The following is a 14,572-nucleotide window of genomic DNA, read 5'->3' as shown; positions in this document are numbered from 1 at the left end:
GACGTGGCGGTTAAATCCGAAGGAAATGAAATGAACCCTGCACAACTGCTGGTTGCCAGCGCCCTGCTCCTGGTCGCCCCCTTGACGCTGGCCGAGGGCGATGCCGCTCAAGGCAAGGCCCTTTTCGCCACGCAATGCGGTTTCTGCCACAGCACTGAACAGGGCAAGAACCTGATGGGCCCCAGCCTGCTAGGCGTGTTCGATCGCAGTAGCGGCCAGGCGCCCGCCTTCAACTACTCTGCCGCACTGCAAGCGGCCAAGCTGAAGTGGGATGACGCCAACCTGGATAAATGGCTGACCAAACCAGCGGAGCTGGTACCGGGCAACATGATGATGTACCCCGGGCAAGCTGACGCTCAGAGCCGTCAAAACCTCGTTGCCTACCTCAAGACACTGAAGTAAAACCAACCGCCAGCAGGGGCCTGGGCACCTGCTGGCGAACCGCATCGACGTATCAGCGCGGGCCCTGCCCGGATTCATCGGGCGCCTCAGGGGGCTGGTACTGCCTGGGTGTCAGAACAGAGGCAGTAGCGTTTTCACTTGAAAAGACCAGGAACGCCAGGTGGGTCTCATATCGATCGAGTACATCGTCGATGACCTGCTGTTTGGTCAGCCCCATCAGGTCATAGCCACCAGACCCGGTCTGTGTATACACCTCCAACCGATAATAGACATCGATCTCTCGCGTCATGCGGCCGCTGAACATGGGCACCGGCGCCTCGACGATGGCCACGTGGTAATGGAAATCGCGGAACGTATCCATCGAGACCCGCAGCAACGGCTCCTCGAAACCATGGCTGTTGACCACATTTTCCCGCATGACGTCATAGCCCTGATTGCGAAACTCAGCCGCGACCTCATCCAGTGCTGGCGCAACCATACGGTTGAGGAACTGAGTGGCCTGGCGCAGCGATGGGAATGCCCGCAAGTGCTCGAGCCGCTGCTTCCAGGAGCGCTCCGGGACATGCCCCCCGATAGCCGCCATGGAGGGGCGACGCAGCACTCTCCCCTCGCGCTCAGCGCGTTCCATGCGCAACACCTTGTAGAACGATGCCATCACCAGGTAAGCAATGATCGTCACCGGTAGCGCAAAGATCAGCGTGGCGTACTCCATCGTCTTGACCCCGCCCGCAACCAGCATCGCCACGGTGAGCATGGCCGTGAGCAATGCCCAGAAGATGCGCAGCCAGCTTGGCCCGTCGTGGGATGGGTCGGGAATCGAGGCAGAAAAATTCGACATCACCATTGCCCCGGAATTGGCGCTGGTGAGGTAGAACAAAAGACCTGATAGCGTCGCCAGGCCAATCAGGAACATTGGGGCCGGGAACATCTCCAGCAGTGCATACCAACCCCGTTCAGGGCTGTCCATCGCCAGTTGGGCAAACGCAGTGTTGCCCTGAAGTACCTGAAACAGTGCTGAATTGCCAAACAGCGAAACAATGATGAAATCGCACAGCACCGGCGCGGTCACTGCCGCCAGGACGAATTCGCGCAACGTGCGCCCCCGCGAAATCCGCGCCAGGAACACACCAACGAATGGCCCCCAGGCCAGCCAGAAGGCCCAGAAGAACAACGTCCAGCCCGCCATCCACCCGGCCCCATCGGGCGAGTAGCCGAAGGTTTGAAAGGTACGCGCGGGGAACGTGACGAGAAATTGCCCGATGTTCGACACCAGTGCGTTCAGCAGGAAGGCCGTCTGCCCGGTCAGCAGAATGTAGAGCATCATGGCCACGGCGCTCCACAGGTTCAGCTCGGCGATCCAGCGGATGCCACGGTCGACCCCGGAGGTGGTAGCCGCGATGGTCAGTGCCACCGCCCCCACTACTAGCAGGATCTGCAAGGTAAGGCCCTGCTCCAGACCAAAAATCAGCGCGAAACCCACGCTCAGCAGTACCACGCCGATGCCCATCGATGTGGCGACGCCAAACACGGTACCGACTAACGCGATGATGCTGATACCATCGCCCAACGGGCCGCGCACGCGTTTGCCAAACAGCGGATAGAGCGCGGCACGAATCGACAGCGGCATGTCCCATCGATAGGCAAAGTAACCCATGGCCATGCCCAGCAAGGCATACATCGCCCAACCCGCGATGCCGTAGTGAAACATGGTCCAGATCACTGCGTCCTGCATGGCCTCGGCAGTCCCGCCGGTGCCGCTGGGCGGGTGCAGATACTGCACGACCGGGCCGGTGACCGAATAGAACAGCATGTCTATCCCGACCCCTGCGGCAAACAGCATGGCGACCCACGTTACCAGCTTGTACTGCGGCCGCGAGTGGTCGGGGCCGATGCGCACGTCCCCCTCCTTGGAAAAGGCGACCCACAGCACGAACCCGATCACCAGGGTCATCGTCAGTACGTAGTACCAGCCGAGGTTCGTCGCGATCCAGTCGGTAGTCTGCTTCATTGCCACACGTGCAGCATCGGGCATGAGGATCGTGGTGATGGAAAACGCCAGTATCACTGCTGACGAAATCAACAGGACGCTCCAGTTGATATGCGCCTCACGATGCTCGATGAGTTCGTCATGGCCTTTGCTCAGGTCGCTGCGCGATACGGGGGTATCGTCATCGTCGCTCGGGCGCCTGGACAGGCGATCGGTACCGCCAAATTTGCTGCGCTCAAGCGCAGGGATCGATTTTACGCCTCCTGACGTGACCGGATCGACACCGTCGCGGTGCTGGTCTGAAGGGGGTTCGAAGGGCATGAGCTTTCTCCTGTTGCGTACTTCACTTCAACGCCTCCTGAGAGGGATAGGATGATCGGAGGCGCGGATTCTCTCTATTCTGATGGCACATGTGACTTCACTCAGGGTAGTCGCCCTGAAGGTAGATTCGGCAGGACTCATCGCGAAAAAGACTGCCGCGATGGCAGAGCGTCCTGCAGCAGCGAGTGCCAATTGAAAGCACTCCTCAAGATTTGGCCTGAGCCACCTTGCGTGGCTTAGGCGGGAATCGAACAGCCCCGCAGTTACAATTGCAACGCTTCAACCCACATCAGCGACCTGCCAGGTTCGGGCATGTCGTACTTACGGTGAAACGCCAAGGTACCATCGGGCTTGATGCGGAATACGGCGATATTGGCTTTCTCCGCTTCGGTTGCCGTACCGCGCTGGACTTGCCCGCCTTTCTGGTTGCCCACGATGAACCATTGATTACCGGGCGCCACACTGATCGTGCGGGCCTCTACCCCTTGCGTGGGGATATGTTGCAAGAGCTTCGGCTCGCCCGTTTTTGCATCCAGTACATACACCGCTATATCGTTTTCACCATGCTTGAACATCGCGGGTTTTTCCGTCGTTTGAAGCTCATCGGAGCGGTTGGTGACGTAGAGATACTTACCGTCTGGCCGCACCAGAATCACCCCGCCTTTCTTGATGCCCTCATCGGCCTCGGCATGCCAGTGTGGGTCGAGGGTACTGGTTTTAAATACGGGCCTGTTGGCCAGTCGTCCTTCCTTGGTCAACGGGTAGGTGTAGAGACTGCTGCCCCGCTCCATTGCCAGGTATGCCAAGGGTGCCCGAGGGTGGTAGGCGATATGGCGTGGGCCAACGGAGGGAGCAAAGGTTTCGACCCCGGCTGGGGTCAGCTTGCCGCCCGAGTAGGCAAACGCTGAAAGGGTGCCCAAATCTTCGGGCCGGCTTGCACTCGGATCATTGCCACGACCAGGCGCAATCACGAATTTATCGTTGGGTACTACCGTGACCTGGTGGGTGAATACGCCCGACTTGATTGGTTGCGCCTGTTTGACCTGGGCACCGAGACTGCCATCTGGCTGCAGTACATGAACCGTCACGGTTGGCGCCAGGTTGTAGGCCAGCAATGCATGTGTGCCATCGCGATCGAGGGTCAGGTAGATCGGCCGTTGCTCCAGCTTCACAGGTTCGCCCAACGGCATGAGTTGCCCCGTAGCATGGTCGATAGTAAAAGCACTGAGCATGTGAACATCGCCAGGGTTAGCTCCATTGATGTTGCTGGACGCCACATACAGGTGCCGATTGCCCTTGTCGGCAACGGCGAACTGCAACGGAGCTGGCAACTGAACCACCCCATTTTGCGTGAGCGAGCCATCGGGCGCGAGGGCATAACCCAGCAGTTTGTCTCCGAACCCTGCATAGATTTCGGTCATTGCCTGGGTATTTGCCGCCAGTGCCGCATGGGAGGAAGAGGCCAGAACCCCTGCCAGCAGAAAACTACAGGGCTGTAATTTGAATCTCATTACCTGCTCCCCTTCCTTAAAGTAACGTCAGTGGGTAAACCACGATCAGCCGATGCTCGTCGAAATCCTGCCCACCCTGATAATCACGCCTCACCGTGGCGCTGCGCCACTTGAGCACCAGGTTTTTGAACGTACTGGTCCGTACTGAATAGGCCACTTCCGATTCGCGTATCCACTCATTGCCATTGCGGTCGGCTGGCGAGACATCGATGTCGCGCCCCTGGATAGTGCGCTGACCCCAAGCACCTGATCATCCCACTGTTCGTTTCGCTGCTGGCGAAGGCCGCCGGGGCGTTCATGGACAGCAGTTCGAGCAACCTCACGCGCCCGGCGCAGATGTACTTCCGCCAGTTCCTGCTGGCCTTTGGCAGCACGTTCTTCCTCGGCCCGTCGATGGCCCTGGGCATCAGCCATGTGCGCACCAACCCGCGCAACCTGGTGAGCTTTTCGGTGCTGTTCGGCATCTGCAACAACCTCGGTGGCCTGATCGGCGCGGCGCTGCTGGGTACCTTCCAGACCTGGCGCGAGAAATTCCATTCCAGCCACCTGATAGACCGCCTCAGCTACCTCGAACCACTGGTCAACGCCCGTGTGCAAAGCGGCGGCGCCGGTTATGCCGGGATCCTCGCCGACCCGGCACTGCGCAGCGAGGCCGGCATGCGCGTGCTGGCCAGCGCCGCCACCCGCGAGGCCAACATAATGGCCTACAACGACGTGTTCGTGCTGATCGGCAGCATCGCCGTGCTGACCATGATCTGGATTACCATTCGCGGTTCTTGGCTGCGGTATGTCGCCCGCCAGGCCGCTTCATCCGACTCCACCAGCGGTACTGCCAGCCGATGACCGAAGAAACCCGCACCACGACCACCGCCGCCCTCGCCGAAACCCCGGAAGGCAGCACGCCGCCCAGCGAACCGACCAGCCCGGTGCGCACGCGGCGGGTGCGCATCCTGTCTACGATCAGCTTCGCCAGCGTGGCCCTGGTCGGCATCCTGGTAGTGCTCTACGCCTGGAACCTGCCGCCGTTCAGCAGCACCATCGAAAGCACCGAAAACGCCCTGGTGCGCGGCCAGGTGACAATCATCGGCCCGCAGCTGAGCGGCTATATCGTCGACGTGCCGGTGCATGACTTCCAGTTCGTCAAGGCTGGCGATCTGCTGGTGCAGCTCGACGACCGTATCTACAGGCAGCGCCTGGCCCTGGCCATCGCCCAGCTACAGCAGCAAGCCGCGCTGGCCAACAACCTGCAGCAGCGCAACAGCGCCGAAGCCACCATCGCCCAACGCCAGGCCGCCATCGGCGACGCTTCGGCCCAGGCGACTAAGGCCAAGGCCGACCTCAGTCGCAACCAGGCGCTGGTCAGCGATGGCTCGGTGTCGCGCCGCGACCTGGACCTGGCCCGCGCCAGTGAGGCCGCCGCCGTCGCCAGCCTGGCCCATGCCAAGGCCGCGCTGGAGATCGCCCGCCAGGACCGCGAGACCGTGATCGTCAACCGCGCCTCGCTGGAGGCTTCGGTGGAGAACGCCAAGGCGGCCGTCGAACTGGCCCGTATCGATCTCGACAACACCCGCGTCACCGCCCCGCGCGACGGCCAGCTGGGGCAGATCGGCACGCGCCTGGGCGCCTACGTCAACTCTGGCGCACAACTGATGGCACTGGTGCCCGACACCCTGTGGGTGATCGCCAACATGAAGAAAACCCAGATGGCCGACGTGCGCATCGGCCAGCCGGTGACCTTCACCGTGGACGCCCTGAACCACCTCAAGCTCTACGGGCATGTGCAGCAGATCTCGCCGGCCACCGGCTCGGAGTTCGCCTTGCTGCAGGCCGACAATGCCACCGGCAACTTCGTCAAGATCGCCCAGCGCATCCCGGTGCGCATTACCGTCGACCCCGAGCAGCCTGACGTCGCACGTCTGCGTCCCGGCATGTCGGTGGTGGTCAGCATTGATACACGAGCAGAATAATGACGCGGCCTGCCTCGGTCCTTTGCAGGCCCCCGAGCGGCGTCAAAACTTGACGCGTTCGCATAATGCGTGAAGAACCAACCTATCGCTTCGATGTCACCATCAATGGATCCCAAAAGTGATCCTTTGAAATCAGGCTCGCTAGACAGAGGCACAGATCACGCTGCCCCCGCCAGCGATTCCAGGACGAACGCAGCTGGAGGCTGTGTGCCATGATCTCGATCAGAAGCTCTTACCATCTCATCGATGCCGCCATTCTCTGGTGTGACCTTGCCGACCACGAAGACGAGATTTTACGGGTCGACCTCTCCTACCCCGGCAGTCTGCTCAAGCATTTTCCACAATGGCCGATCCTGCACCTTTATGCGGAGTGCATCTACGACGCCATTGTCAGCGGTGAGCTACCCGCGACCTGCCTGGGCCGACCGATCACTGCTGACAACCAGGTAAGCCGAGAGTACTGGTCCATTCAGCGTGCTGATCTGCTGGTCTGGTTCGCACGTAATTACCCCAACGAGAAGCCCGCCTTCTTGTTCTCGCAGAGCCTCGACCATTTGAACTGCGTCAGTCTCAATGCTCATTTGGTACAGGAAGCAGAGCTCGCTGCTGCTCAGCGCACGATCGACAAGCTGCGCGACGAGCTTACAGCAAGAGTTGACGAGGTGACAACGCTCACCGCGTGTAACCACGAACTGACAGCGCGACTTGAGGCCCAAGGCATTCCTTCCGAGGCCTCCGAAGGCACGAACAACATGCTCGTGGGCACCATGCTGGAAGTGACATTGGGTAAATCCAAAGACGGCCGTGTGCAATCGGCCTACAAGTCCCAGAGCGCTCTGGTCGACGAGATTCTACGCCGTTTTCCTGGTCTGCCTGGCCTGAGCAAAAGTACCCTTGATCGGCGATTTGCCGACGCTCGCCGTCATCTAGCCCAGGTAAAACGGGGCTGACACCGCATTGTCAGGCGATGCTCGGCATCGCCTGACAATGTTTTTCCTCCAGCATCGACCTTCACTGACTGTCACATCCCACTGCGCACCACATGGTGCTACGGAGTGACATCATGCAACAGATCAGCCCTGCCCCGCTGCCTGCCGACCGCCACATCATGCGCCGCGATGAGGTGGAACTGAAAACCGGCTTCAAACGTTCGCACATCTACAACCTGATGAAAGCCGGTCTATTCCCCCAATGCCGGCGCATTGGTACCCGCGCCGTCGGCTGGGACTCGCTGGAGATCGAGCAGTGGGTCCATGATCGACTGTCGGTCAGGGAGTAGCGTCATGGACGTCCTCTCGCTGATCTCGACCAAGGGCGGCGCGGGTAAAACCACCGTCGCCGCCAACCTGGGTGGTGTGCTCGCCGATGCGGGCCTTCGCGTCCTGCTGCTGGATCTGGACAGCCAACCGACGCTGTCCAGCTACTACGCCTTGCGCGAATCCCGTGAGGCTGGCAGCTACGAACTCATCGCGCAACGGCTCACGGCCCCCGAACAGGTGATTTCCGCCACCGTCATCCCGCACCTGGACCTGATAGTGTCCAACGATCGCGCCGGGCACATCAGCACTCTGCTGTTGCACGCGGCCGATGGTCGTCTGCGCCTTCATAATCTTCTGCCAGCGTTCGAGGAGCTCTACGATGTGCTGATCGTCGACACCCAGGGCGCGCGCAGCGTGGTGGTGGAAATGGCCATCCTCGCCTCCGATTGTGCGCTATGCCCGTTGCCACCGGAAATGCTCGCGGCACGCGAACTGCGCCGCGGCACGCTCGGCCTGTTCGAAGAGCTGGAACCCTACCGCTACCTCGGCGTGTACTTGCCCCCGGTGAAACTGCTTCTCAATCAGGTGAACGCCAACCGGCGCGATACCTGCCTGATCATGCAGAGCCTGCGCAACACCTTTGCCGCCGCCCCGCATGTCAGCGTCTGCAACACGGTGATTCCCGATCGCGTCGCGTACCTCAACGCCGCGTCGTTGGGATTGCCAGTGCATCGGGTCGAGTCGAAAGCCGCCCCTCGATCGCGCAGTCGCTGCGCGGCCGATGTCATGCGAGCACTGGCCAATGAACTGTTCCCTGAGTGGGAGCAGCGACTGGTCCAGACCAGGGTCCGTGCGCGCTCTTTTCCCAACAGCATTGCCTCAGTGGAATGCGTCACCGGCCGACCAGCTTAGTGCCATGTCCATCCCTCGCTGCCCCTCTCACGCAGCCGGTCGGAAAGGCCTGAGCAGTCCGTCTGCATTGACAGATCAAGGGCAAGTTCATGAAACCGCCAACCCCCGAAGACATCACGCGCAAGCTCCAGCACGGGCACTTCCCACAGCGGGCAACACAGGTATCGCCCACCGATCCTGACTGTGACACGCCGATGGTGGTGACCCTGGAGCAATTGCGGCCCTACGAGCACAACCCGCGTTTCATCCGTAACCCGCTGTACGAGGAGTTGAAGGCCTCCATCCGCGACCGCGGCCTGGACCAGCCCCCCTCTATCACGCGCCGGCCTGGCGCGCCGCAGTTCATCATCCGCAACGGCGGCAACACTCGCCTGAGTATCCTCGGCGAACTGTGGCAGGAAACCCGCGAGGAGCGCTTCTTCCGCATCCATTGCCTGTTTCGCCCCTGGCAGTCGGAGCTGCATACGCTGCTGGGTCACCTGGCCGAAAGTGACCTGCACGGCCAACTTACTTTCATCGAGCGCGCCCTGGCCGTGGCCAAGTTCCGCGACATGCTGCTGGAAGGCGGCGATAGCCTGAGCCAACGTCAACTGGCAGCGCAGTTATCGGCCGGCGGTTACCCGATCTCGCAATCGCACATCAGCCGGATGCTGGACACCCTCGAGCACCTGCTGCCAGCTATCCCGCAGACTTTGTACGCCGGCTTGGGCAAACCTTCGATCGAACGGACCCTTAGCCTGCGTCGACGTGCCGAATCGGTGTGGAATCGGTACGTGGCGACACCGTTGGATTTCGCGGCGCTGTGGTTGGAGGTGCTGTCCACGTTCGACTGCACCGCCGCCGAGCTGGACACCGCCGAACTGCAGGACGAACTGCTCGCACACATGGCGAAATCCTTGAACCAATCACCGCGTCTGTTGGCGTTGGAGCTGATCCAGGATAGCGGCCAGCCATCACGTCAGCCACTGACGCCCGGCATGCCCCTGTCTCCCCAGCTGGGCGTGGGCGAAGACACCGATACCACTTCCGGTAGGGAGCCTGAAGCCCCCATGGGGCTCGACTCACCGGAACCAGTCTACCCTCTCCAACCCGCTGACAGGCAATCCGATCAAGCAGACCAGACGCAGCCTCGCGCCGCCGCCCGTGAACGGGTAGAAAGTCCAACTGCGTCACCGCCCGCTCAGTCTGCAAATCTCGGCAATGCTGGGTTTCAGTGCTTGCCCGACTCATTGGATACCATCTGGGCGATTCCGCCGGCCCTGGAAGACCTGGTGCAACTGCGCCAGGCCTGCGCCCAACTGGCCAGCGAATTGGCCGGTTACGCCAATGCTCCAACCATGGTCTGCGCTACTGAGGAGGGCCTAGGCTTCTCATTGGCGCCCGATACAGCAGCACCTTCGACACCCCACCGCACCGGTATTCAGCTGCTGCTGGGCGCGCTGTTGCGCGTGCAAGACGACGTTGCTTGGGAGCAACGTCAGCAGCTCCCGGCAGCGCTGTTTGGTCAACTGCTGCTGGGAGTCTACGACCTGCCACTGATCGAGCGCCCTGCGCTCGCGATCGGGATTGAGCGGCTCCCTGATCCTCAATTGGCGCAACTGTTTTCACTTATACGGCTTTCTCGACGCCTGATCGAACTCACGCTGTCGTCCACCCGCTGACACCCGGAGGTGCCGCATGAGCACGTCGTTCAATCTGCTGAACCACGCCATGTTGAACCAGGTCCTGCATGAGCTGCGCCATGGCCGACTGCAACGGTGCAAGGCCTTGGGCCTCGCCGACGAGGACATCGAGGTGCTGCAGTCGCTGCCGCCCACCACCTTGTCCCACCTGGCGCACTCCACGATCGCCTGGGTCGAGATCAAGGTCGACACCACAGTGCTGCGTCGCCTGATCGCCCAGGCCGAACGGGACGAGCTGAACGAGCGGCTGATCAACCGTGCCCTGAAGTTGGGGGCGAGTTCGAACATCATGTACCGCTGCTTCGGCCTCGACCATTCCGACACGGCATTGCGCCGACGCATCCTGAAGATCGAGACCCATCGTGGTCGCCCCGTCCAACTCAGCGAGACCCAGGAGCATGCAGTGTGGAACCGCTGGCGCCAGTTGCGGGCCGAAGATCCGGACAGCGAGCCGCTGGACGCGATGATGATGCTGGCCGAGGAACAACAGATCAGCCTGACCCTGATTTGGCAGCAGATCGAGCTATACGGAGGTATCCCATGCTGAACTTCTACACCGTGGACTGGGCTGATGTGGTGCGCCAGAGCATGGTCACGCTCAAGCGTTGTCTGGAGCAGGCCGAACAAGCCAGGGCCGCCCGTGCGCTGGCTGAGGGGCCATGCTTCGTGTACTACGGCAGCCACGATCCGTTACCGCGGGGATTGCTGCAGGATCGCCGGCTCACACCCGTGGAGCGCAATCTCTGGTTGGTGCTGCGCTGGTTGATCACCGAACGGCAAATGCGTACCCCACGGTATCAGGACCTTCAGCCGTACCTGGCGACCAGCCCCTGTGGTGCGCAGGCTTCACGCGAGACCATCGCCCGCGCGCTGAACGTGCTGCGCGCTACCCGCTGGCTCAGCCTGAGCGAACGATATCGCGATTCGCAGGGTTGCCTGCGCGGCTGTGTCTACGTACTGCACGACGCGCCGCTGTCACCCGCACAAGCCATCGACCAAGATGCCGGTTACCTGCCCCTGATCTGCCAAAACCTGTCCCATGCCACCAAAGGCGTGCGCGATCTCGCTCAACACCTCCTCCAGGAGCTACGGGCGGATCCAGAGGTGACTGACGAGGCCTTGGCCATGATGGCTTCGCTCCCCGCATCAGGCGCTCAACAGGCCTTGCCGCTGCAGGACGACAGCCATGCCGAGCATTCCGAACGAGGCGAGGCGTACAGCGTTCGGTTTGCCACAGCGTCCTCGACCGATTCCGAACCCAGCGCGAATGTCCCGGCTCCGGCTGCCGTTCGGATTCCAGCGCACGACCGTACCGTACAAAAACAAAGCAAAAAAAGTACAGTACCGCCCGCCTCGGCCAGTGGCAGCGCCGCTTGGCCAGAGGGTCTGCAGTTGAGCCCGACTGAACAGCGCCGGGCAGTCCAGGCGCTGCGCCAGCTCGAGCCCGAACAGCGACAAGCGGTGATCAATGAAGCAGCCGTTCGCTGCAGCCGCGGCGACATTCGCAAGCCGATTGCATATCTGTTGGGGCTGATCAAGCGGGCGTGCCAAGGGGACTTCACCCTGTGGGCCGCCCGTAGCGATGCCCCGCTAGCACCGCGCAAGCGCATTCGCCCGCCAGAGCCAGCTGATGAGCGCTCACGGGAGTCCGGAAGCCGGGTGGCCTCGCCGCTGGCCAAGGCGTACCTAGAGCAGCTCAAGCTTCGCTGCGGTGTCGTGAGCGGGGCAACGTAACAGCGCGCTGAGTCTTCCAGATCTCCAACGATCAGCGGACCTCAATGGATTTGATCGCAGTGGCATCACTCCAGTGACGTCCTCTAGCCAGACACAATCGCTCGAGGAGTGTGATCTGCGTGATGGGTGTAAGGTCGCAGCTTTGACGCCAGGATGAAGCAGTTAGCTGCGTTGGCACTCAGTGGATTTGATCACAGTGGCATCAATGGCAGGACCATCGAAAGTAGGGGCAATGTGAGCCCATCGCGTTCACATTGATCACTGCTAGGTCGCCCGAGAGCGCAGATCGTCGGCGTCATTCCGACGGCGAGGATCCGGCAATGGTCGACCACTACCAGCTCAACCTGGGTTCACTGCGCAGCAGCATCACCCTCACCCTGCACACGCATCACGCAGCACGTCTGTGGCAGGGCCGTGCCGGACGCGAAGGCGTGTTCGGCATCATGGGCATGGCGGGCTACATCAGCGTCACCAACCTGCTCAAGCAGGCGAGTAGTCAGGACGACCCCTTCGCCGACTGGTTCATGCTGCAACTGGAAGACAAGGTGCTGCAGGCCAAGGCCGAGCTGCTGACGTTGACCGAGCAAGTCAAACTGGTCGAGCGCGACCTGCCCTCCCAGGTCAGCATCGGCGACAACCTGAACATCCACCCTGTCACCCTGCCCCTGTTCATCGGCAGCCAGTTGGGGTTTCTCGCCGTCTACCTGCTGACAGACTACGACAGCCTGGTACGTCGCGTGCTGCTGGCCCACCACACCGCGCTGATCGGCCGGGCCGACATGGAGTACTGGATCGATGGTGGCGCCCACCTGCTGCGCAGCCTGTTCAGCATGGCACAGCAGTTCCGACTGGCCGGGGTAAGCCGCGACGACATGGCCGCCAACAACGCCCGCGCCCGCGAGGCCATCGACAAGTTCGGCACCCCGCCCCAGGACATTCTCGAAGGCACACGACGCTCGCAATTTGCGCCGCCCATCGTGCGCACCGCCAAGGCCGCACTGCCCAGTGAGGCCGATCAACTTGCTGACGACGTGGAACCTTCGCCCGGCGACCCCGCCGAAGGCGGTGAAGCATGACACTGCCCGAAGCGATCGCCCATTGCCTGTCATCCGAGGCCTATCGCGAGTTTGAACACAGTGCCTCTCTAAAAGGCCTTTTAAAGCCTTTTAAGGGTAAGGGGGAGCTGGCCCAGTTCGCCGAGACAATCAAACAGCTGCGAGGCGAACTCGAGACGCTGATGGCCGCGATGCTGGCGATCATGGCGCAGCCACCCTTCTCGTTGCTCGAGTTGCGACTGAGCGTCCAGCACAGCTCCCAGGGCGCCTGCTTCCTACGCTGGCGCAGCCCGGACTTCAAGCGCATGGGCGTGGAGGTCTGGCAGCAGGCGATGGCACATCCGCTGCTGCAGCCAGAACTGCGCCAGGCGCTGTACCAGCTGGAAGCCAACCGGATCGTCCTCAACCTGCAGATGAGCAGCCTGAACTCGCTCTATCGCCAGGTACTCACCGGCGCCCTCAAACTCGCGTATGCCGATGACGTCCTTTTCGATACCACCACCGAGGAGAAACACCCATGAGCACGTTCTTTGTTGGCGAAGGCAACATCGGCAGTCCGCCTGAGTTTCAGGAGTTCAACAACAACCCGGACGAGCCTAAGCGGCTGCTGCGGTTGAATGTCTATTTCGACAATCCGGTACCGCGCGAGGGCGGCTATGAAGATCGCGGCGGCTATTGGGCACCGGTCGAGCTCTGGCACCGCGATGCCGAGCACTGGAGCACCTTGTACCAGAAAGGCATGCGCGTCTTGGTCATGGGCCGAACGGTCAAAGACGAGTGGGAAGACAGCGAGGACAATGCCCGGGTGACGTTCAAGGTCGAGGCACGGCACATCGGCATCCTGCCCCATCGCCTGGCCGGCGTGTCCATGCGCGAGAAGGCCAGTGAACATGGGGGCAGTAGCCGCAAGCCGGCCGGCAAGAAAACCACCCGCAAGTCGACCTGAGCGGGTGGACGTCAGAGTAACGTTTCCTTCAGCGCGATACCGTTCAGTCGCGGGGGCCCACGCGGCGGGCGACGCCCTGCAGGTCGTCCCCCTCGATCAACCCTTTGACCTCCGCCAGGTACTGGTCCAGGGCAAGGAACGCCCGCCAGTGCGCTGGCGCTTCCTTGACCCACGCGATCAATCTGGCCCTCGCCGCCTGATCGTCCGGTTCCTGATGGGTGGCCATAAACAACTCGCAGGCCTTGATCGCCAACGCATCAGCTTCATGCTGCTCAAGTTCGTCCAATCCGCTATCTCCGCGTGACGGTCAGGTCACCGTACTATCATTGGGTGATACGCCCCGAAAGGTTGATAGTCAACCTTTAAGGGCGTTCATATCTTCGGGTGGCTGGTCAACCATACGGGTTGAATTGGAGAGCCCCCCGTTGCCAGTCAAAGAGCCTAGCCCACAACACATCGGCCGCCAGTTGGCCAAGTACCGCCGCGCCCAGGGCTTTACCCAGGCGCAAGTCGGTGAGCGCCTGGAGATCGGCACCGAAGCGGTGTCGCGCATGGAGCGTGGCAAAGTCGAGCTGACCGTGCCCAAGCTGCTGCAGTTGGCGGATATGTATGGCTGTCCGGCCGATGAGCTGCTGCTGGCCATCAGTCCTAGGCCACAGGACCAGGGGCGAAAGATTGCCTCGCTGATCAAGGAACTTGGCGAGACGGACAAACAGTTTGCCCTGGACCTTCTACAGACCGTGACCGCACACCTCGCGCAACGGTAGTAACCTCTCAGCCTGCCGCTACGCCGATA

General features: G+C 61.6%; 16 protein-coding genes and 1 pseudogene. 13 read left to right on the top strand and 4 right to left on the bottom strand.

Annotated elements, in window-relative coordinates; translation table 11 throughout:
• Positions 1-30: 30 nt before the first annotated feature.
• Positions 31-402, top strand: a complete 372-nt coding sequence (locus tag KW568_RS13445; protein WP_016488041.1) for a cytochrome c family protein — start codon at positions 31-33, stop codon at positions 400-402.
• A 52-nt stretch (positions 403-454) separates the two neighbouring features.
• On the opposite strand, the gene betT is transcribed toward KW568_RS13445, so the two are convergent.
• From betT to KW568_RS13430, 3 genes are all read right to left on the bottom strand, one after another.
• Positions 455-2,710: a choline BCCT transporter BetT gene (gene betT, locus KW568_RS13440; RefSeq protein ID WP_016488042.1), complete on the bottom strand. Its 2,256-nt coding sequence runs from the start codon at positions 2,708-2,710 to the stop codon at positions 455-457.
• Positions 2,711-2,973: 263 nt separating this feature from the next.
• Positions 2,974-4,221, bottom strand: a complete 1,248-nt coding sequence (locus KW568_RS13435; protein WP_102082247.1) for a beta-propeller fold lactonase family protein — start codon at positions 4,219-4,221, stop codon at positions 2,974-2,976.
• A 16-nt stretch (positions 4,222-4,237) separates the two neighbouring features.
• Positions 4,238-4,432 carry an OprD family outer membrane porin gene (locus KW568_RS13430; RefSeq protein WP_230849747.1) on the bottom strand — a complete coding sequence of 65 codons (195 nt, stop codon included), beginning with the start codon at positions 4,430-4,432 and terminating at the stop codon, positions 4,238-4,240.
• 23 nt (positions 4,433-4,455) lie between these two features.
• Between KW568_RS13430 and KW568_RS13425 the strand changes: the two are divergent.
• From KW568_RS13425 to KW568_RS13375, 11 genes and pseudogenes are all read left to right on the top strand, one after another.
• Positions 4,456-5,064, top strand: a pseudogene (locus KW568_RS13425) (MFS transporter); the annotation flags it as partial.
• Positions 5,061-6,188: an HlyD family secretion protein gene (locus KW568_RS13420; RefSeq protein ID WP_016488046.1), complete on the top strand. Its 1,128-nt coding sequence runs from the start codon at positions 5,061-5,063 to the stop codon at positions 6,186-6,188. The pseudogene KW568_RS13425 and the gene KW568_RS13420, both read left to right, overlap by 4 nt.
• A 212-nt stretch (positions 6,189-6,400) precedes the next feature.
• A complete protein-coding gene (locus KW568_RS13415) occupies positions 6,401-7,138 on the top strand; it encodes a hypothetical protein (RefSeq protein WP_016488047.1) in 738 nt (245 codons plus the stop codon).
• A 113-nt stretch (positions 7,139-7,251) separates the two neighbouring features.
• Positions 7,252-7,467 carry an AlpA family transcriptional regulator gene (locus KW568_RS13410; RefSeq protein ID WP_016488048.1) on the top strand — a complete coding sequence of 72 codons (216 nt, stop codon included), beginning with the start codon at positions 7,252-7,254 and terminating at the stop codon, positions 7,465-7,467.
• Between the two features lie 4 nt (positions 7,468-7,471).
• The gene (locus KW568_RS13405) at positions 7,472-8,359 is read left to right on the top strand and encodes a ParA family protein (protein WP_259538688.1); all 888 of its coding nucleotides are present in this window, start codon (positions 7,472-7,474) and stop codon (positions 8,357-8,359) included.
• A gap of 89 nt (positions 8,360-8,448) precedes the next feature.
• Complete coding sequence (locus KW568_RS13400) at positions 8,449-10,020, top strand: ParB family protein (RefSeq protein WP_063423922.1); 1,572 nt, start codon at positions 8,449-8,451, stop codon at positions 10,018-10,020.
• A 16-nt stretch (positions 10,021-10,036) separates the two neighbouring features.
• Complete coding sequence (locus KW568_RS13395) at positions 10,037-10,588, top strand: DUF2857 domain-containing protein (protein ID WP_063423921.1); 552 nt, start codon at positions 10,037-10,039, stop codon at positions 10,586-10,588.
• Entirely contained in the window at positions 10,582-11,775 is a 1,194-nt protein-coding gene (locus KW568_RS13390; protein WP_063423920.1) for an STY4528 family pathogenicity island replication protein, read from the top strand. Before KW568_RS13395 ends, KW568_RS13390 begins: the two co-directional genes overlap by 7 nt.
• A 320-nt stretch (positions 11,776-12,095) precedes the next feature.
• Positions 12,096-12,851, top strand: coding sequence for a PFL_4669 family integrating conjugative element protein (locus tag KW568_RS13385; RefSeq protein ID WP_063423919.1), 756 nt, complete (start codon positions 12,096-12,098; stop codon positions 12,849-12,851).
• Positions 12,848-13,351 (top strand): DUF3158 family protein, encoded by a 504-nt coding sequence (locus KW568_RS13380; protein WP_063423918.1) that lies wholly within the window; start codon positions 12,848-12,850, stop codon positions 13,349-13,351. The genes KW568_RS13385 and KW568_RS13380 overlap by 4 nt, the downstream gene beginning before the upstream one ends.
• Positions 13,348-13,776, top strand: a complete 429-nt coding sequence (locus tag KW568_RS13375) for a single-stranded DNA-binding protein (protein ID WP_232876991.1) — start codon at positions 13,348-13,350, stop codon at positions 13,774-13,776. Before KW568_RS13380 ends, KW568_RS13375 begins: the two co-directional genes overlap by 4 nt.
• A gap of 43 nt (positions 13,777-13,819) precedes the next feature.
• Here the strand turns inward: KW568_RS13375 and KW568_RS13370 are convergent, their stop codons facing one another.
• The gene (locus KW568_RS13370; RefSeq protein WP_063423932.1) at positions 13,820-14,002 is read right to left on the bottom strand and encodes a hypothetical protein; all 183 of its coding nucleotides are present in this window, start codon (positions 14,000-14,002) and stop codon (positions 13,820-13,822) included.
• 199 nt (positions 14,003-14,201) lie between these two features.
• Here KW568_RS13370 and KW568_RS13365 point away from each other — a divergent pair, with 199 nt between their 5' ends.
• Positions 14,202-14,543, top strand: a complete 342-nt coding sequence (locus tag KW568_RS13365; RefSeq protein ID WP_259538687.1) for a helix-turn-helix domain-containing protein — start codon at positions 14,202-14,204, stop codon at positions 14,541-14,543.
• The last annotated feature ends 29 nt before the right edge of the window (positions 14,544-14,572 follow it).

It is taken from the genome of Pseudomonas sp. HD6515, assembly GCF_024971855.1.
In the GTDB taxonomy this organism is placed as follows: domain Bacteria; phylum Pseudomonadota; class Gammaproteobacteria; order Pseudomonadales; family Pseudomonadaceae; genus Aquipseudomonas; species Aquipseudomonas alloputida.
Note: the sequence above shows the minus strand (reverse complement) of the source record. Positions and strands in the feature narration are given on the sequence as shown.